The sequence below is a fragment of the Streptomyces nigrescens genome, from assembly GCF_027626975.1.
GTDB classification, from domain to species: domain Bacteria; phylum Actinomycetota; class Actinomycetes; order Streptomycetales; family Streptomycetaceae; genus Streptomyces; species Streptomyces nigrescens.
Genome location: NZ_CP114203.1, coordinates 6,901,766 through 6,919,859, shown reverse-complemented (window position 1 = coordinate 6,919,859; position 18,094 = coordinate 6,901,766). Strand labels below are relative to the sequence as shown.

General features: G+C 70.9%; 15 protein-coding genes. 8 read left to right on the top strand and 7 right to left on the bottom strand.

Annotated elements, in window-relative coordinates; translation table 11 throughout:
• Nucleotides 1–29 precede the first annotated feature (29 nt).
• The 6 genes from STRNI_RS30630 to STRNI_RS30605 all read left to right on the top strand — a co-directional run bounded on the left by STRNI_RS30630 (nt 30) and on the right by STRNI_RS30605 (nt 6,573).
• A complete protein-coding gene (locus STRNI_RS30630; protein WP_159488582.1) occupies nt 30–1,394 on the top strand; it encodes a DUF2252 domain-containing protein in 1,365 nt (454 codons plus the stop codon).
• A 105-nt stretch (nt 1,395–1,499) separates the two neighbouring features.
• Complete coding sequence (locus tag STRNI_RS30625; protein ID WP_159488580.1) at nt 1,500–2,159, top strand: hypothetical protein; 660 nt, start codon at nt 1,500–1,502, stop codon at nt 2,157–2,159.
• 48 nt (nt 2,160–2,207) lie between these two features.
• On the top strand, nt 2,208–3,017 hold the full coding sequence (locus STRNI_RS30620) for a thioredoxin domain-containing protein (protein ID WP_159488578.1): 810 nt from the start codon (nt 2,208–2,210) through the stop codon (nt 3,015–3,017).
• A gap of 126 nt (nt 3,018–3,143) precedes the next feature.
• Nucleotides 3,144–3,854 (top strand): hypothetical protein, encoded by a 711-nt coding sequence (locus tag STRNI_RS30615; RefSeq protein WP_277412385.1) that lies wholly within the window; start codon nt 3,144–3,146, stop codon nt 3,852–3,854.
• A gap of 43 nt (nt 3,855–3,897) precedes the next feature.
• The gene (locus STRNI_RS30610) at nt 3,898–4,839 is read left to right on the top strand and encodes a thioredoxin domain-containing protein (RefSeq protein WP_277412384.1); all 942 of its coding nucleotides are present in this window, start codon (nt 3,898–3,900) and stop codon (nt 4,837–4,839) included.
• 90 nt (nt 4,840–4,929) lie between these two features.
• Nucleotides 4,930–6,573 carry an alkaline phosphatase D family protein gene (locus STRNI_RS30605; protein ID WP_018090268.1) on the top strand — a complete coding sequence of 548 codons (1,644 nt, stop codon included), beginning with the start codon at nt 4,930–4,932 and terminating at the stop codon, nt 6,571–6,573.
• 34 nt (nt 6,574–6,607) lie between these two features.
• On the opposite strand, the gene STRNI_RS30600 is transcribed toward STRNI_RS30605, so the two are convergent.
• Entirely contained in the window at nt 6,608–7,219 is a 612-nt protein-coding gene (locus STRNI_RS30600; protein WP_277412383.1) for a dienelactone hydrolase family protein, read from the bottom strand.
• 112 nt (nt 7,220–7,331) lie between these two features.
• Between STRNI_RS30600 and STRNI_RS30595 the strand changes: the two genes are divergently transcribed.
• Nucleotides 7,332–8,426 (top strand): mechanosensitive ion channel family protein, encoded by a 1,095-nt coding sequence (locus tag STRNI_RS30595; protein WP_159489489.1) that lies wholly within the window; start codon nt 7,332–7,334, stop codon nt 8,424–8,426.
• Between the two features lie 31 nt (nt 8,427–8,457).
• On the opposite strand, the gene STRNI_RS30590 is transcribed toward STRNI_RS30595, so the two are convergent.
• From STRNI_RS30590 to STRNI_RS30575, 4 genes are all read right to left on the bottom strand, one after another.
• Nucleotides 8,458–10,053: a Na+/H+ antiporter gene (locus STRNI_RS30590; RefSeq protein ID WP_018090265.1), complete on the bottom strand. Its 1,596-nt coding sequence runs from the start codon at nt 10,051–10,053 to the stop codon at nt 8,458–8,460.
• Between the two features lie 99 nt (nt 10,054–10,152).
• Nucleotides 10,153–11,094, bottom strand: a complete 942-nt coding sequence (locus tag STRNI_RS30585) for an RluA family pseudouridine synthase (protein ID WP_159488570.1) — start codon at nt 11,092–11,094, stop codon at nt 10,153–10,155.
• A gap of 80 nt (nt 11,095–11,174) precedes the next feature.
• Nucleotides 11,175–11,777 carry a signal peptidase II gene (gene lspA / locus STRNI_RS30580; protein WP_018090263.1) on the bottom strand — a complete coding sequence of 201 codons (603 nt, stop codon included), beginning with the start codon at nt 11,775–11,777 and terminating at the stop codon, nt 11,175–11,177.
• A 120-nt stretch (nt 11,778–11,897) separates the two neighbouring features.
• Nucleotides 11,898–12,671, bottom strand: coding sequence for a TraR/DksA family transcriptional regulator (locus tag STRNI_RS30575; protein WP_274735032.1), 774 nt, complete (start codon nt 12,669–12,671; stop codon nt 11,898–11,900).
• A gap of 625 nt (nt 12,672–13,296) precedes the next feature.
• Here STRNI_RS30575 and ileS point away from each other — a divergent pair.
• Entirely contained in the window at nt 13,297–16,434 is a 3,138-nt protein-coding gene (gene ileS / locus STRNI_RS30570) for an isoleucine--tRNA ligase (protein WP_277412382.1), read from the top strand.
• A 179-nt stretch (nt 16,435–16,613) separates the two neighbouring features.
• On the opposite strand, the gene STRNI_RS30565 is transcribed toward ileS, so the two are convergent.
• Together STRNI_RS30565 and STRNI_RS30560 are read right to left on the bottom strand one after the other, a co-directional pair.
• Nucleotides 16,614–17,723, bottom strand: coding sequence for a DivIVA domain-containing protein (locus STRNI_RS30565; protein ID WP_026169744.1), 1,110 nt, complete (start codon nt 17,721–17,723; stop codon nt 16,614–16,616).
• 49 nt (nt 17,724–17,772) lie between these two features.
• Nucleotides 17,773–18,066, bottom strand: coding sequence for a YggT family protein (locus STRNI_RS30560; RefSeq protein WP_018090257.1), 294 nt, complete (start codon nt 18,064–18,066; stop codon nt 17,773–17,775).
• Nucleotides 18,067–18,094 lie beyond the last annotated feature (28 nt).

The window sequence follows — 18,094 nt, the reverse complement described above, 5'->3', positions numbered from 1 at the left end:
CCGTTCCGCACCTCAGGAGGCACCCAGCGATGCCGTCCCAGCACGCCCCGGCGCAGGACGCCGCGCAGCGCGGCGAGGAGATCCTCGCCGTTTTCGACACCGCCTTCGGGGAGCTGCTCGCCGCCGACCCCGCGGCCTTCCGCGTGAAATTCCGGAAGATGGCCGCCTCCGCGTTCGCCTTCTACCGGGGCACGGCCTGCCTGTTCTACCGGGACCTGGAGGAGTACGCCGCACAGGACGGCGGCGGCAAGGACAAGGGCCCGTATCTCGACGAGCGAACCGCCCGGGTGTGGATCCACGGCGATCTGCACGCCGAGAACTTCGGCACGTACATGGACGCCACGGGCCGGCTGATCTTCAACGTCAACGACTTCGACGAGGCGTACGTCGGCCCGTTCACCTGGGACCTCAAGCGGTTCGCCGCCTCGGTCGCGCTGATCGGCTACGCCAAGGCACTCAGCGACAAGCAGATCACCGACCTGGTGCGCACCTACGCGGCCGCCTACCGGGAGCGCATCCACGCGCTGGCCCACAAGACGAAGGGCTCCGACAGGGACGAGCTGCCGCCCTTCACACTGGACACCGCCGAGGGTCCGCTGCTGGACGCGCTGCGCGACGCCCGCTCGCTGACCCGGTTCGGGCTGCTGGACTCGATGACGGAGATCCGCGACTTCGAGCGGCGCTTCGCGGCGGGCGGCGGCAGCGTCGAGCTGGACGCGGCGACCCGCTACAAGGTCCTCGCCGCCTTCGACGGCTATCTGGAGACGCTGCCGGAGTCGAGCCTGGACCGCCCGGACTCCTACCGCGTCAAGGACGTGGTGGGCCGCCGCGGCATCGGCATCGGCTCGGCCGGTCTGCCCTCGTACAACATCCTCCTGGAGGGCAACAGCGACGCCCTGGAGAACGATGTCGTGATCTACATGAAGCAGGCGCAGACCCCGGCCGTCTCCCGGCACATCACCGACCCCGCGGTCCGCGGCTACTTCCAGCACGAGGGCCACCGCACGGTGATCTCCCAGCGCGCCCTCCAGGACCACGCCGACCCGTGGCTGGGCTGGACCGAACTCGACGGCGCCGGCCAGCTGGTCGCCGAGATCTCGCCGTACGCGGTCGACCTGGACTGGTCCGACATCGACGACCCGGACGAGATCGCCGCGGTGGTCGCCGACCTGGGCCGGGCCACCGCGACCATGCACGCCGCCGCGGACGACGAGAGCGGCCACTCCCTGGTCCCGTTCTCCACGGAGCGCGCCATCGACGCGGCCATCGCGGCCGACGAGGAGGGCTTCGCCTCGCTGCTGGTGGACTTCGCGCACTCCTACGGGGCCCGCGCCCGCGCCGATCACCAGATCTTCGTGGACCTCTTCCGCAACGGGCGGATCCCCGGCCTGTAGGGCCCACGGGCCCAAGACGTGCCGTACGCACCGGATCGTCCGGTGCGTACGGCTTCGGGCCCCCTTAGCCGCCGCTTAACCCCGCCCATGGCACACTCGGCTGCGATGGACATTTCGGCGGCACATCTGCGGGCACTGCGCGCGGCGCTCTTCACAGCGCTGTGCGTCACGCTGTCCTCGGCGTCCCATGTGCTGCTGTCCCGTATGCCGCTGCCGCTGACCACCGTCGCCGTGCTCAGCACCGCCGTGTTCGGCATCGCCTATGCGCTGGCCGGCCGGGAGCGCGGCTACTGGCGCATCGCCGCGCTGCTGGTCCCCCTGGAACTCGCCGCCGATCTCGTCTTCAGCCTCGGGCAGCACACCTGTTACGGGGCGGCCGGCGGCCCGGTCGCCGGTCCGCTGCGCTCGCTCGGCGTGGATCTGCTGTGCGGCGGCGACCCGGTCGGCGCACCGCTGACGCGGCTGCCCGAGGACCAGGCCGGGCCGGTGAGCAGCTGGCTGGTCCTGCTCGCGGCACATCTCGTGATCGGGCTGCTGGCCGCGGGCTGGCTGCGCCGTGGTGAGGCCGCGCTGGGCCGGCTGCTGGGCGCGGTGGCCGGCTTCGCCTTCCGCCCGCTGCTCCTCGCCGTCGCGGTCATCGGCGCCATCGCCGCCCCGCGCCGCCCGGCGCCCGCTCCCCAACGGTCCGGGCACCCCGCCCGCGCCGTGCCCCTGCTCGTGCACTGTGTCGTGCGCCGTGGGCCGCCCTGCGCGCTCGCCGCGTAGGCCACAGCACCCACCCCTCCCACGGATTCGCACGGAGCAGGAACAGCCATGAGCAACCGCAACAACCAGGCCAACAAGCAGGCAGCCCGCGAGCGGCTGCGCGCCGAGCGCGAGCGGCAGGCGAAGAAGGACCGGCTCCGCCGGCAGCTGATCGTCGGCGGCGCGATCGTCGGTGTCCTGGCGATAGCCGGCGGTATCGGGGTGGTGGTCGCCACCTCGGGCGACGACGGAGCGAACGCCCCGCTGGTCAAGCCCGCCAACAGCAGCGGCCCCAAGGGCACCACGATCGTCGTCGGCAAGGCGGACGCCAAGAACACCCTGGACCTCTTCGAGGACCCGCGCTGCCCCGGCTGTGCCTCCTTCGAGCAGACCGTCGGCGCCACCGTCGAGAAGGACATCAAGGACGGCAAGTACAAGGCGTCCTACCACCTGGGCACGTTCCTCGACAACAACCTCCAGGGCACCGGCTCCAAGAACGCGCTGAATGCGCTGGGCGCCTCCCTCAACGTCAGCCCGGACGCCTTCCTGAAGTACAAGTACGCGCTGTACTCGAAGGAGTTCCACCCGGTGGAGACCGGGCCGGACAAGTTCGCCGACGACGACTACCTGATCAAGGTCGCCGACACCGTCCCGGCTCTGAAGGGGAACGCCGCCTTCCAGAAGGCCGTCAAGGACGGTACGTACGACCGGTGGGCGCTGGAGGTCTCCAACGCCTTCAACTCCGTCAAGGACGTCAAGAGCACCCCGACGATCAAGCTCAACGGCACGGTGCTGGGCAAGGACACCCCGCAGGGCAAGGTGGCACCGGACAGCGTGGCCGACTACAACTCGCTGGTGGAGAAGGAACTGAAGAAGTGACGTAGGCGGAGACCGGCCTCCGCGGCCGGCCTCCGTCCCGCCCTCCCCGGCCGGCGTGCTCCGTGCGCGCCGGCCGATGCCAAATCTTGACCCCTCGCGGCGCCGTGCACATGGCAGACTCCGCTCATGCAGGCGACGGGAGGACGTCCCGGGACCCGGCCGGCGGCCGCGCCGGGGGTCCAGCTCAGGGCGGTGCGGGCGGTGTTGTTCACCGCGCTGTGCACCACCCTGTCCGCGACCTCCCATGTCCTGCTCTCCCGCGCCCCGTTACCGCCCGCGTCGGTCGTCGCTATCTGCGCCGGCGTCTTCGCCGCGGCCTATGCGCTGACCGGACGGGAGCGTGGCTACGGCCGGATCGCCGCGCTGCTGGTGCCCCTGGAGCTGGCCGCCGACACCGTCTTCACCGCCGGACAGCACACCTGTTACGGCGGGGCCGGCGGCCCGGTCACCGGCCCGCTGCGCTCGGTCGGCGTCGATCTGCTGTGCGGGGGCGGCGAGTTGGGCACTCCGCTCGCCAGAATCGCGGCCCATGCGGGCACACCGCTGCCGCCGGTCCCGGCGGCCGCCCCCTGGCTGCTGCTCGCCGCCCATGTCGCCGTCGGCCTGCTCGCCGCAGGCTGGCTGCACCGCGGTGACGCCGCCCTGGACGCCCTGCTGCGCGCCGCGGCAGCCGGCGCCTGCCGCCCGCTGCGCACCGCGGCCGCGGTGGTCACCACCGCGGTCCCCCTGGCCCGCCGCCAGATCCGCCCGCTGCACCCGATGCCGCCGGCCCGCCCGCTCCCCCTCCTCGTGCACTGCGTACTGCGCCGCGGCCCGCCCGCTCCGGCCGCCGCCTGACCAGTCCGCAGCAGTCACGACATCCCGAGGGACGGAACCCCCCATGAGCAACCGCAACAACCAGGCCAACAAGGCCGCGGCCCGCGAACGCATCCGGGCCGAGCGCGAACGCCAGAAGAAGAAGGAGAAGCTGCGCCGCCAGCTCGTCGTGGCGGGCACCGTGGCCGGTGTCCTGGTGGTGGCCGGCGGCGTCGGCTTCATGGTGATGAAGGCCAACGAGCCCAAGGGCTGGGAGGCCGCCAAGGAGGCCGAGCCGGTCGCGCCCGCGAACACCCAGGGCAAGAACGGCACCGAGATCCTGATAGGCGACAAGAACGCCAAGGAGACCCTGGAGGTCTTCGAGGACATCCGCTGCCCGGCGTGCGCCTCCTTCGAGCAGAGCAGCGGTGAGGCGCTGCTCAAGGACATCGAGGACGGCCGCTACCGGGTCCGCTTCTCGATGTACACCTTCATCGACGACACCCCGGCCGGCGGCGAGGGCTCGAAGAACGCGCTGAGCGCGCTCGGTGCGGCGCTGAACGTCAGCCCGGAGGCGTTCCTGAAGTACAAGACGGCGCTGTACTCCACCAAGTTCCACCCCGAGGAGCAGGTCGACGCCTACAGCAAGGACTCCGAGCTGCTCAAGGTCGCGGCCACGGTGCCGGCGCTGAAGGGCAACAAGGCGTTCGAGACAGCGGTGAAGAAGGGCACCTACGACCGCTGGGCGATGGACATGACCGCGCTCTTCGGCCGTAAGGGCGTCAAGGCCACGCCCACCCTCATGCACGGCGACAAGAAGCTGACGATCCCCCAGATCCCGCAGCAGCAGATGACGCAGGCGCAGTACAACCAACTCGCGCAGGCCAACTTCAAGAAGATGATCGACAAGGAGTTCGGCCCGGCGAAGGGATCCGGGAAGCCGGAACCGGGCAAGGGCGGCAGTAAGGACGAAGGAGGATCGAAGGGCATTCGCGAGGGCGAAAAGGATCCCTCGGCCAGCCGCTGAGCGCCTTTCGGACAACGGGTGGGCGAATTCTCGGGGTTCCCGTGAATTCGCCCTCCCGGGGCGCCTTACCGGCCAGTAGGGTGATCGGCCGTGACCGATCATGACCAGATCTCGCGCCGCACTGCCGTCACGGCCGTAGCCGCCACCGCCGCACTTCTGCCGTTCGCCGGCGCCACCACGGCGCACGCCCAAGAGGCCTCGGACCAGGCCCTGTTCTTCCAGCACGGGGTCGCCTCCGGTGACCCGCTCCCGGACGGAGTCCTGCTGTGGACCCGGGTCACGCCGACCCCGGCGGCCACCCCCGGATCCGGCCGGGGGCCGGCCACCAAGGTGAGCTGGCAGGTGGCGACCGACAAGGACTTCGCGTCCGTCGTCGCCCGGGGAAGCCTGACCAGCTCGGCCGCCACCGACCACACCCTCAAGGCGGACGTCCGCGGCCTGCAGCCGGCCACCCCCTACTACTACCGCTTCACCGTCGACGGGCAGCACTCCCCCGTCGGCCGGACCCGCACCGCCCCGGCCCATGACACCGCGGCCGGCAACATCCGCTTCGGTGTGGTCTCCTGCGCCAACTGGGAGTCCGGCTACTTCTCCCCCTACCGGCACCTGGCCGCCCGCACCGACCTGGACGCGGTGCTCCATCTCGGCGACTACCTCTACGAGTACAAGTCCGGCGAGTACCCGGAGTTCAAGTACGTCGTCCGCCCGCACTCCCCCGCGAACGAGCTGCTGACGCTCGCCGATTACCGCATCCGGCACGGCGTCCACAAGACCGACCCGGACGCGCTGGCCATGCACGCCTCGCACCCCGTCATCGCCATGTGGGACGACCACGAGTTCGCCGACAACGCCTGGAAGGGCGGCGCGACGAACCACACACCGGAGAGCGAGGGCCCCTGGTCCGCGCGGATGGCCGCCGCGAAGCAGGCGTACTTCGAGTGGATGCCGGTGCGCCCCTCGACCGCCGGCACCACCTACCGCAGGCTGCGCTTCGGCACCCTCGCCGATCTGCATCTGCTGGACCTGCGGTCGTTCCGCGACGAGCAGGCCAAGCCGGGCAGCGGCGCGGTCGACGACCCGAGCCGCACCCTCACCGGGCGGGCCCAACTGGACTGGCTCAAGGCCGGTCTTGAACGCTCGGACACCGCCTGGCGACTGGTCGGCACCTCGGTGATGATCTCGCAGGTCGCCTTCGGCGCCATCCCCGCGAAGCTGCTCGGCCCGCTCGCCGAGATCCTCGGGATACCCAAGGAGGGCCTGGCGATCAACACCGACCAGTGGGACGGCTACACCGATGACCGGCGCGAGCTGCTGAGCCACCTCAGCGACCGCGGCATCGACAACACCGTCTTCCTGACCGGCGACATCCACATGGCCTGGGCCAACGAGGTGCCGCTGCAGGCGGCGACCTACCCCGCCGACCAGCCGGTGGCGACGGAGTTCGTGGTCACCTCCGTCACCTCCGACAACGTGGACGACTTCCTGCATGTCGCCCCGCACACGGTCTCACTGGCCGGGGTCGCCGCCCTGAAGGCCGCCAACCGGCATGTGAAGTGGCTGGACATGGACTCCCACGGCTACGGGGTCCTGGACGTCAGCGCCGAGCGTACGCAGATGGACTACTTCGGGATCTCCGACAAGACCGATCCGCAGGCCACCAGCGCGCTGCTGCGCTCGTACCGCACCCGGTCCGGCACCCAGCAGATGGAGCGGGCGGACCAGCCGGTCGGCTGACCGAGCACGTCCCGGGCCTCGCCGGCCTGCCCGTTCACAGGCCGGCGAGGAAGCCCAGCGCCACCTTCCAGGCGCTCTCCGCGGCCTCCTCGTCGTAGTCGGGCAGCTCGGGATCGGTGAAGAGGTGGCCGGCGCCGGCGTAGCGGAAGACCTCCACGTCCGCGCCGGCCCGGCGCATCTGGAGATACCAGGAGTTCAGCCAGTCATGCGGCTCGTACGGGTCCGGGTCGGCGACATGCAGCTGCACCGGCAGCTCGTCGGCGACGGTGTCCTCCGCGATGTCCGAGGTGCCGTGCAGCAGAAGCAGCCCGCGGGTCTTCTCGTCGCCCAGTGCGAGGTTCTGGGCGACCGAGCCGCCGAAGGAGAAGCCGGCGTAGACCAGCCCGCGGTCGGAGTACGGCGCCACGGCCGTGATGGCCCGCTTGAGCAGCTCCTCCTTGCCGATCTCGTCCTTGATCAGAATGCCGTCCGGTACCGACTCGGCGGTCCGGCCGTCGAACAGATCGGGGACGATCACCTCGTGACCCGCGGCCCGCAGCCGGTCCGCCGCGGCATGCACCGCGGGCCGCAGCCCGCACACCGAATGAAACAGGACAATCGTCGAAAGCCCGCTGGTCGGGGACTCGGAGGCGGCCGGCACTGACATCACTTCCCTGGGGTTGGATCGCTCTCGCCCCATCCTGCCAGTTACGGTCACGAGGACCGGGTACCAGCACACCACAGCCCCTCGCACCCCACGGAGGAGGAGTCTCGTGTCATTGGAGGACGTACTGCGTCCGGTCGCCGTCATCGGCGGCGCCGTCCTGCTCACGCTCATCCTGGTCTGGCTCACCGACCGCGGCCTGCACCGGATCGACGCCGCCCATCCCGAGACCCCGTTGTGGGGGCTGCTGCGGCGCTGCCGGATACCACTGCGGGTGGCCCTGTGCACCGCGCTGCTGCTCGCCTCGTTCGACGAGGCCGGGCTGAAGATCGCCGCGGACCACGAGGCGGGCGTCGGCCAGGCGCTGACCCTGGTCCTGATCGCGGCCACCGCCTGGCTGGCGGTCCGGGCCGCGGCGGCGATCGTCGAATCCTCGTACTCCCGCTATGCGGCCAGCGGCCGGGACGCGGCACGGGTGCGGCGGGTGCGGACCCAGGTGACGCTGATCCAGCGGGTGGTGACGGCCGTGGTGATCGTCGTCGCGGCCGCCTCGATGCTGCTGACGTTCCCGGCGATGCGGGCGGTCGGCACGTCCATGCTGGCGTCCGCCGGACTGCTCGGCATCGTCGCCGGTATAGCCGCCCAGTCCACCCTCGGCAACCTCTTCGCGGGGCTGCAGATCGCCTTCGGTGACATGGTGCGCATCGGGGACACCGTCGTCGTGGACGGCGAGTGGGGCACCGTCGAGGAGATCACACTGACCTCGCTGACCGTACGGACCTGGGACGAGCGCCGGATCACCATGCCGGTGTCGTACTTCACCGGCAAGCCGTTCGAGAACTGGTCGCGCGGCGGGGCGCAGATGACCGGCACGGTCTTCTTCCACCTCGACCACAGCGCGCCGGTGGAGAAGATGCGCCAGCAGCTGCTCGAAGTCCTCCAGGAGTGCCCGGACTGGGACGGCAGGTCCTGGAGCCTGGTGGTCACCGACACCACCCCGTCCACGATCGTGGTGCGGGCGCTGGTCACCGCCCGGGACGCGGACACCCTCTGGACGGTGCGATGCGAGGTCCGTGAGCGGCTGCTGGAGTGGCTGCGCACCGAGCACGCCTACGCGCTGCCGCGGATCAGCACCGCACCGGCCCCGCCCGGGGTCCCCGAGGCCCGCCACGGCGAGGACCCGGACGCCCGGCGGCTGTCGAAGGACTGAGGGGGCGCGGCCGCCCGGCCGCGCCCCGGCGTCACGGTGTGTGCCGCAGACTGCGCATGTCCAGATGCCGCAGCACCCGGTCGACGATCTCCGGGTCCGCGCCCGGCTCACTGCGCGCGGCCAGCACCTCGTGCCGGGCGGCCGAGAGCATCTCGCCCTGGATGCGGTGCACCTTCTTCATCCGGTGGATGCGCTTCTCGAAGAGCTCGCGCCGCTCGTCGTCGACGATGTCCGGCGCGATCCGGGCGCCCATGTCGTACGCCCGGCGCGCCAGCTGGTCGCTGACCTCCTCGGGCAGCTCCTCGACCTCCAGGATCTCCTTCAGCCGCCGCTTGGACGCCTTGATCACCCTGATCGCCAGCTCCCGCTCCAGCGCGTCGACGGCATCGGTGTCGGCCCGCACCCGCAGCCTGCGCACCAGCCAGGGCAGGGTGAGGCCCTGGACGAGGAGGGTGCTGAGCACCACCGCGAAGGCGATGAAGAGGATGTCGTCGCGGGCCGGGAAGCCGTCGCCGCCGTCGATGCTGTAGGGGATGGCCAGCGCCAGCGCCACGGAGGCCACCCCGCGCATCCCCGACCACCACATGATGAGCGTCTCCCGCCAGCTCATCGGGATCTCCTCGTCATAGTCGCGGAGCTTGTGCATCCGCTTGGCCAGCCAGGCGGCGGGCAGCAGCCACAGCAGCCGGACGCCGACGACCACCGCGACGACGACGGCGCCGGCGCCGAGCAGTTGGCCCCAGCGGTGCGAGGCGGCGCCGAAGATGTTGTGCAGCTCCAGACCGATCAGCCCGAAGGCGACGCCGGTGACGAGGGTGTCGACGACCTCCCAGAAGGTGTAGCCGGCCAGCCGGCCCATCACATCGTCGGCGTCGACGGCGTACTCGGCCAGGAAGAGCGCGCAGGTCAGCACCGCGAGCACACCGGACCCGCGGAACTCCTCGGCCAGGACATAGGCGACGAACGGCACCAGCAGCGTCAGACCGATCTGCAGCGTCGGGTCACCGAGCAGCCCCATCAGCTTGTTGGTGACCCAGCCGAGCCCCAGGCCGACCGCTATGGCCACCACCGCGGACAGCACCAGCGAGCCGACCGCGGCGGGCAGCGAGAAGGTGCCGCTGACGGCCGCGGCGAGGGCGACGTGGTAGAGCACGATCGCGGTGACGTCGTTGAACAGCCCCTCGCCCTCCAGGATGGAGACCAGCCGGCGGGGCAGTCCCAGCTTGCCGGCGACGGCGGTGGCGGCGACCGGGTCGGGCGGTGCGACCAGCGCACCGAGCACCACCGCCGCGGCCACCGGCATCCCGGGCACCACCGCCTGGGCGACCGCGGCGACCGCCGCGGTGGTGGCGAAGACCAGCGCCACGGCGAGCAGGAAGATCGGCCGGAGATTGGCGGTGAACTGCCGCCAGGAGGTGCGCTGGACGGCCGCGTAGAGCAGCGGCGGCAGCACCACCGGCAGGATGAACTCGGGCGGCACCTCGACGTTGGGCACGAACGGCAGCAGCGCCAGAACGGCGCCCGCGAGGGTCATCAGCACCGGTGACGGGAGCCGCAGCCGGTCGCCGACCGGAACCATGACCACGGCTCCGAGCAGCAGGACGAACATCAGAGCCAGCTGGTCCACGGTGGCGACGCTCCGAGGTCGGATCCGGTCAATGTCCGTCCCCAGCCTGCCACGGGGCCGCCGGCTGCCCGCCGTGTCGGCACCGTGGAAGACGCTGCGTCAGCCGCTCTCGTCCCGGACGGTGTCGAGGGCGTGCTGCAGATCGTCCGGGTAGGAGCTCTCGAACTCGACCCAGCGGCCGTCCGAGGGGTGCTCGAAGCCCAGCCGGACCGCGTGCAGCCACTGCCGTCCGACGCCCAGCCGCTTGGCGAGGGTCGGGTCCGCGCCATAGGTCAGATCGCCGACGCAGGGGTGGCGGTGCGCGGCCATGTGCACCCTGATCTGGTGGGTGCGGCCGGTCTCCAGCTTGATGTCGAGCAGGCTGGCCGCCCGGAACGCCTCTATCAGGTCGTAGTGCGTGACGGACGCCTTGCCCTCGGCGGTGACCGCCCACTTGTAGTCGTGCTGGGGGTGGCGGCCGATGGGGGCGTCGATGGTGCCGCTCATCGGGTCCGGGTGGCCCTGGACCAGGGCGTGGTAGCGCTTGTCGACCGTACGCTCGCGGAACTGCTGCTTGAGCAGGGTGTAGGCGCGCTCGGACTTGGCGACGGCCATCAGGCCGGAGGTGCCGACGTCGAGGCGGTGGACGATGCCCTGGCGCTCGGCGGCGCCGGAGGTGGAGATGCGGTAGCCGGCCGCGGCCAGACCACCGATGACGGTGGTTCCGGTCCAGCCCGGGCTCGGGTGGGCGGCGACCCCGACCGGCTTCATGATCACGACGATGTCGTCGTCGTCATGCACGATCTCCATGCCCTCGACGGGCTCGGCGACGACCTCGACGGGCGGCGCGGCCTGCGGCATCTCGACCTCCAGCCACGCGCCACCGTGCACCCGCTCCGACTTCATCACCTCGGATCCGTCGACCCGGACCTTTCCGGCGGCGGCGAGTTCGGCCGCCTTCGTACGGGAGAAGCCGAACATCCGGGCCAGCGCGGCGTCTACGCGCTCGCCCTCCAGGCCGTCCGGTACGGGCAGGGTGCGGATCTCGGGAATGGTGCTCACCCCACGAGTATGGCAGTCCCGCCATGGTGTCCTGCCCGGCGGCCGGGGCCGGGGCGGACGGACGGTCCGGAGGGGCCCGGTCAGTCCTTGTGCACGGTCCCGTCGGGGTCCAGCCCACGGAAGGACAGGATCACGATCAGCACGCCGCCGCAGACGATCGCGGAGTCGGCGAGGTTGAAGACCGCGAAGTGCGCCGGCGCGATGAAGTCGACCACCGCACCCTCGAAGACGCCCGGCGCGCGGAAGATCCGGTCGGTGAGATTGCCGAAGGCGCCACCGAGCAGCAGCCCGAGCGCGATCGCCCAGGGCAGGCTGTAGAGCTTGCGGGCGATCCGGAAGATGACCAGGATCACCGCCGCCGCGATGATGGTGAGGAAGATCGTCAGCGCCTCGCCCATGCCGAACGCGGCGCCGCGGTTACGGATCACCGTGAACCGCAGCAGCGTCCCGATCACCTCGATGGGCGCATGGTGCTCCAGCTTCGCGACCACGAGGAGTTTGCTGCCCAGGTCGAGCAGGTAGACGAAGAGCGCGACCAGCAGCAGCGCGAGGATCCGCCGTTTGCCGCGGTCCTTGCCCTGCTCCGGCTGCACCGTACCTCCCCCTTCGGATCCCGTCGTGGGATCCGCTCCGGTACCCGGCTCGGGTTCCGGCGTACCGGTGATGCGTTCCGCCTCTGCCACGTGTGAGTCCCTCAGCCCGTTGTATCCCCGGCCGGGCCGTGCCCGGCTGAACCACGAGAGTACGGCACACGCGTACGGCAGCGGGCGGTACGGGTGCCGTACGCGCCACCGGCCGTCACCTCAGCGGCGCTCCTGCTGCTGCTTGCACTCCACGCACAGCGTCGCGCGCGGGAAGGCCTGCATCCGTGCCTTGCCGATGGGGTTGCCGCAGTTCTCGCACAGCCCGTAGGTGCCCGCGTCCAGCCGGCCGAGGGCGCGTTCGGTCTGGTGGAGCATCTCGCGGGCGTTGGAGGCGAGCGCCAGCTCGTGTTCGCGGGTGATGTTCTTGCTGCCGGTGTCGGCCTCGTCGTCCCCCGCGCCGTCCCCGGAGTCACGCATCAGCCCGGCGATGGCGTCCTCGGCCGAGACGATCTCCAGCCGCAGCCGTGAGGTCTCCTCCATCAGTTCGGTCCGTGCCTCGGCGACCTCCGCGGGCGTCCAGGGGTCCTCGCCGGGCCGTACGGCGAGCTCGTCCGGCGCCGCGGCCACCCGGGCCATGGGCACCGCGGAGTCATCGCCGTGCGCCGTGGCCGATGCGGCCGCAGTCTTCTTCGCCACCACCGTCTTGGCTCCCGTCTTCTTAGCGGGCACCGCGGCCGTCTTGGCCGGAGCCTTCTTCGCGGCCTTCTTCGCCGCCGTCTTCTTCACCACCGTCTTCTTCGCCGCCGTCTTCTTCGCGGCGGCCCGCTTCGGCACCGCCTTCTTGGCCGTCGCCTTTTCCGGCGTGGTCGTACCGGCCGCCGTCTTCTTGGCCGCGGCCTTCTTCGGAGCTGTCTTCTTCGCTGCAGGCTGCTTCGCGACGGCCTCGTCGGCAGGCGTCGTGCTCTTCTCCGCGGCGGTCTTTTTCGCCACCATGGCCGCGACCCCTTCACATATGTGACTTTATTCGCGAATCGTGACGGGAACGATAAATCGCCTCACGCCACGCGGCAACGGGACGCACCGCCCTTCGGGTCCCGGCACCGGCCCGGAAGGGCGGCCCGTCTCGGTTGTGCCCGCTCCCCGCCCGGCGAATCCGCCCATAGGGGGCGCAGCGGGCCGCTGGCCATTCGGGTCATCGCACGGGCCCGCCCCACGGCGCGGCGAAGGGCCGGACCACCCCGTACGGCACCCCGCAGCGGGCCCCGCCCCGGGTTGCCGGAAATCCGGTCGGCCGCTGTCGGCCCGGCCCCGTACACTGGGCCCAGCGAGAGGCATTGACGGGACGAGTAGCGCCGTACGCAGCCAGCAGCGACCCGGGGACGGTGGGAGCCCGGGGGCGTGCACGACGTGAAGATCACCCCGGAGCCGCCGGAAGAAAGCGTTGGGTAGTGGGATCCGCCCACGGTCCTCGGGCCACCCAAGGCGAGTAGAACCGGCAGCGCGACCCCAATGAGGGGGCGGTGCAGCGACACCGCCAAGGAGGGTGGTACCGCGGGAGCCCAGGCTCTCGTCCCTCCGGACGGAGAACGCAGCAGGTGTCCGCCGGAGGAAGCCCCCGATGAGTCCGCAGCCCCAGTACCGCCAGGTACCCGCCCAGGTAGACCTCCCCGCCCTTGAGCACGCCGTGCTCGAGTTCTGGCAGGAGCAGAAGGTCTTCGCCCGCACCCTCCAGCAGTCCGAGGGACGGCCCGAGTGGGTCTTCTACGAGGGCCCCCCGACCGCCAATGGCATGCCCGGCGCGCACCACATCGAGGCGCGCGTCTTCAAGGACGTCTTCCCCCGGTTCCGGACGATGCAGGGCTACCACGTCGACCGCAAGGCCGGCTGGGACTGCCACGGCCTCCCGGTCGAGCTGGCCGTGGAGAAGGAGCTGGGCTTCAACGGCAAGAAGGACATCGAGGCGTACGGCATCGCCGAGTTCAACGCCAAGTGCCGTGAGTCGGTGACCCGCCACACCGACGCCTTCGCCGAGCTCACGACCCGTATGGGCTACTGGACCGACCTGGACGCCCCGTACCGCACGATGGACCCCGACTACATCGAGTCGGTGTGGTGGTCGCTGAAGGAGATCTTCAACAAGGGCCTGCTGGTCCAGGACCACCGCGTCGCCCCCTGGTGCCCGCGCTGCGGCACCGGCCTGTCGGACCACGAGCTGGCCCAGGGCTACGAGAACGTCGTCGACCCCTCGGTCTTCGTCCGCCTCCCGCTGACGTCCGGCCCGCTGGCCGGCCGGGCCGCGCTGCTGATCTGGACGACCACCCCCTGGACCCTGGTCTCCAACACCGCCGTCGCCGCGCACCCCGACGTCACCTATGTCGTCGCCACCGACGGCAGCGAGCAGCTGGTCGTCGCCGAGCCGCTGCTGGAGAAGGCCCTCGGTGAGGGCTGGACCGCCACCGGCGAGTCCTTCACCGGCCGCGAGATGGAGCGCTGGGCCTACGAGCGCCCCTTCGGCCTCGTCGAGCTCGACGGCGCCAACATCGTCGTCAACGCCGAGTACGTCACCACCGACGACGGCACCGGCCTCGTCCACCAGGCCCCGGCCTTCGGTGACGACGACCTCAAGACCTGCAAGGCGTACGACCTGCCGGTGATCAACCCGGTCCGCCCGGACGGCACCTTCGAGGAGCAACTGGCCCTGGTCGGCGGCCAGTTCTTCAAGAAGGCCGACGAGGCCCTGGTGGCCGACCTCGATGCCCGCGGTCTGCTCTTCAAGCACATCGCCTACGAGCACAGCTACCCGCACTGCTGGCGCTGCCACACCGCGCTGCTCTACTACGCCCAGCCGTCGTGGTACATCCGCACCACCGCGATCAAGGACGCCCTGCTCCGGGAGAACGAGAACACCAACTGGTTCCCCGAGTCCGTCAAGCACGGCCGCTTCGGCGACTGGCTCAACAACAACATCGACTGGGCGCTGTCCCGCAACCGCTACTGGGGCACCCCGCTGCCCATCTGGCGCTGCGAGGAGAATCACCTCACCTGCGTCGGCTCGCTCACCGAGCTCACCGAGCTGACCGGCACCGACCAGTCCGACCTGGACCCGCACCGCCCGTTCATCGACGGGATCACCTTCGCCTGCCCGACCTGCCAGGGCACCGCGACCCGCGTCCCCGAGGTGATCGACGCCTGGTACGACTCGGGCTCGATGCCGTTCGCGCAGTGGGGCTACCCGTACCGCAACAAGGAGCTGTTCGAGAAGCGCTACCCGGCGCAGTTCATCTCCGAGGCCATCGACCAGACCCGCGGCTGGTTCTACACCCTGATGGCCGTCGGCACCCTGGTCTTCGACAAGTCCTCGTACGAGAACGTGGTCTGCCTGGGCCACATCCTCGCCGAGGACGGCCGGAAGATGTCCAAGCACCTGGGCAACACCCTCCAGCCGATCCCGCTCATGGACCAGCACGGCGCCGACGCGGTCCGCTGGTTCATGGCCGCCGGCGGCTCCCCCTGGGCCGCCCGCCGGGTGGGCCACGGCACCATCCAGGAAGTCGTCCGCAAGACGCTGCTGACGTACTGGAACACCGTCGCCTTCCAGGCGCTGTACGCCCGTACCTCCGGCTGGGCGCCCTCCGCGGCCGACCCCGCCCCGGCCGACCGCCCGCTGCTGGACCGCTGGCTGCTCGGTGAGCTGAACACCCTGGTCGAGCAGGTCACCGAGTCGCTGGAGTCCTTCGACACCCAGCGCGCCGGCAAGGTGCTGTCGTCCTTCGTCGACGACCTCTCCAACTGGTACGTACGCCGCTCCCGCCGCCGCTTCTGGCAGGGCGACGCGGCCGCACTGCGGACGCTCCACGAGGTCATCGAGACCGTCACCCGGCTCATGGCGCCCCTCACCCCGTTCATCACCGAGCGGGTCTGGCAGGACCTGGTCGTCCCGGTCACCCCGGACGCCCCGGACTCCGTCCACCTCACCAGCTGGCCGGTCGCCGACCGGACGCTCATCGACCCGGCGCTGTCCGGCCGGATGCAGCTGGTGCGCCGGCTGGTCGAGCTGGGCCGGGCGACCCGCGCCGAGTCGGGGGTGAAGACCCGCCAGCCGCTGTCCCGTGCGCTGGTCGCGGCCCACGGGTTCGCGGACCTGTCCGAGGACCTGCGCGCACAGATCGCCGAGGAGCTCAACGTCAGCTCGCTGGCCTCGCTGTCGGAGGTCGGCGGATCCCTGGTCGACACCACCGCCAAGGCGAACTTCCGTGCCCTGGGCAAGCGGTTCGGCAAGGGCGTCCAGGCGGTCGCCAAGGCCGTCGCTGCCGCCGATGCCGCCGCCCTCTCCCTCGCGCTGCGCGAGGGCACGGCGAGCGTCGAGGTCGACGGCGAGACCGTCTCGCTCGCCCCCGAGGAGGTCATCATCACCGAGACCCCGCGCGAGGGCTGGTCGGTGGCCTCCGACTCCGGCGCCACGGTCGCCCTCGACCTGGAGATCACCCCGGAGCTGCGTCGGGCGGGCCTGGCCCGCGACGCGATCCGGCTGATCCAGGAGGCCCGTAAGAACAGCGGCCTCGACGTCGCCGACCGGATCGCGCTGCGCTGGCAGTCCACCGACGAGGAGCTGCGCACGGCACTGGCCGACCATGCCGGCCTGATCTCCGACGAGGTGCTCGCCACGGACTTCGCCCCCGGCGAGGCGGACGGTTCCTACGGCCCCGCGTTCACCGACGAGAGCCTGGCCCTCACCTTCCAGCTGCGCAAGGCGTAACCGCGGACGCGGTTCGCCGCCACGCACCGAGCCCCCCGGCGCCACCGCGCCGGGGGGCTCTGCCGTCCCCGCGGACCGGCCTGCTCCCCACGCGCAAGTACACACAAAAGGGCCGGGCCCCGAAGGAATGTTCCTTCGGGGCCCGGCCCTGATTGCCGACTGTGCGCGCTACGCGGACGTCAGTTGTCGTCCTCGTCGATCAGGAAGCCGCGCATCGGCGACGGCGTCTGCTGCATCGGCTGCGGGCTCTGCGGACGCACCGGAGCCATCGGCTGGGTCATCGCCGGCGACATCTGCTGCTGACCGCCGTAGGACGGACCGCTGCTGGACTGACCGGCCATGGAGTGGTTGCCGCCACCCATCGACTGACCGCCACCCATGGTGTGGTTGCCGCCCATGGTGCCGGCACCGGCCGACGCCATCGACGGGGACGGCGGCAGCGAAGCGGTCGCCGGGGTCCGCGGCGGGGCCAGCGAGTCGTCCGCCTGGTTCTCCAGCTGACGCAGCTGGCTCTCCAGGTAGGACTTCAGCCGCGTGCGGTACTCGCGCTCGAAGCCGCGCAGGTCCTCGACCTTGCGCTCCAGCGTCGCGCGGGCCGACTCCAGCGAGCCCATCGCCACGCGGTGCTTCTCCTGCGCGTCCCGCTCCAGCGCGTCGGCCTTGGCGCGGGCGTCCCGCTCCAGGCCCTCGGCACGGCTGCGCGCCTCGCCGACGATCTTGTTGGCCTCGGAACGGGCCTCCGCGATCGCCTGGTCAGCGGTCTGCTGTGCCAGCGACAGCACGCGCGCGGCGCTGTCACCACCGGGACCACCCTGCTGACCGCCCTGCGGCAGCTGCTGGGGTCCACCGGGGCCGCCCATCGGGCCACCCATGGGGCCGCCGGGGCCCATCGGACCGGGACCGTGCGGACCCTGCGGTCCGTGGCCACCGGGACCAGGAGGCAGCTGCGGTGCACCACCGGGCAGTTGGGGAGGTCCACCCATCCCCTGCTGCTGCGGCGGCACCGGCTGCGGACCGGATATGGCGGCGGGCACCGGAGCCCCGGGACGCTGCTGCTGCTCCTGCTGCTGGTCCGGTCCCTTGCGCAGGCCCTGCTGCTGCTGGTTCTGCGCGGCGGCGCGGGTGGCAGCGGCCAGCTTGGCGCGAAGGTCCTCGTTCTCCCGCAGGAGCCGGGTCAGTTCGGCTTCGACCTCATCGAGGAAGGCATCGACCTCGTCCTCGTCATAGCCTTCTCGGAGGCGGACGGTCGTGAACTGCTTGTTCCGCACGTCCTCGGGGGTCAACGGCATCTCTACTTCACCTCAACGTAGTCGTCGGCAATCGGCAAGACCGTATCGTTCACACCAACAACACCGACCTCACGGCGGTGATCAGGATGTACACGATGATCATCAATACGAAGAAGGACAGGTCGAGCGCCACGCCCCCGAGACGCAGCGGCGGGATGACCCGCCGCAGAAGCTTGAGTGGCGGATCAGTGACAGTGTAGGCGGCCTCAAGAATGACCACCATCGCCTTGCCGGGTTGCCATGAACGGGCGAACTGGAAGACATAGTCCATCACCAGCCGGAAGATCAACACGATCAGGAAGCAGTACAGCGCGATGTAGATCACCTGACCAAAGACACTCATCTCGCGCCGTCCCTCTCCCCTTGCCTTG

What these genes read in the sequence shown, in the direction of transcription:
- STRNI_RS30560 (WP_018090257.1), bottom strand. Translation starts at nt 18,066, where the DNA reads ATGAGTGTCTTTGGTCAGGTGATCTACATCGCGCTGTACTGCTTCCTG.
- STRNI_RS30625 (WP_159488580.1), top strand. Translation starts at nt 1,500, where the DNA reads ATGGACATTTCGGCGGCACATCTGCGGGCACTGCGCGCGGCGCTCTTC.
- ileS (WP_277412382.1), top strand. Translation starts at nt 13,297, where the DNA reads ATGAGTCCGCAGCCCCAGTACCGCCAGGTACCCGCCCAGGTAGACCTC.
- STRNI_RS30610 (WP_277412384.1), top strand. Translation starts at nt 3,898, where the DNA reads ATGAGCAACCGCAACAACCAGGCCAACAAGGCCGCGGCCCGCGAACGC.
- STRNI_RS30630 (WP_159488582.1), top strand. Translation starts at nt 30, where the DNA reads ATGCCGTCCCAGCACGCCCCGGCGCAGGACGCCGCGCAGCGCGGCGAG.
- STRNI_RS30600 (WP_277412383.1), bottom strand. Translation starts at nt 7,219, where the DNA reads ATGTCAGTGCCGGCCGCCTCCGAGTCCCCGACCAGCGGGCTTTCGACG.
- STRNI_RS30565 (WP_026169744.1), bottom strand. Translation starts at nt 17,723, where the DNA reads ATGCCGTTGACCCCCGAGGACGTGCGGAACAAGCAGTTCACGACCGTC.
- STRNI_RS30575 (WP_274735032.1), bottom strand. Translation starts at nt 12,671, where the DNA reads ATGGTGGCGAAAAAGACCGCCGCGGAGAAGAGCACGACGCCTGCCGAC.
- STRNI_RS30615 (WP_277412385.1), top strand. Translation starts at nt 3,144, where the DNA reads ATGCAGGCGACGGGAGGACGTCCCGGGACCCGGCCGGCGGCCGCGCCG.
- STRNI_RS30620 (WP_159488578.1), top strand. Translation starts at nt 2,208, where the DNA reads ATGAGCAACCGCAACAACCAGGCCAACAAGCAGGCAGCCCGCGAGCGG.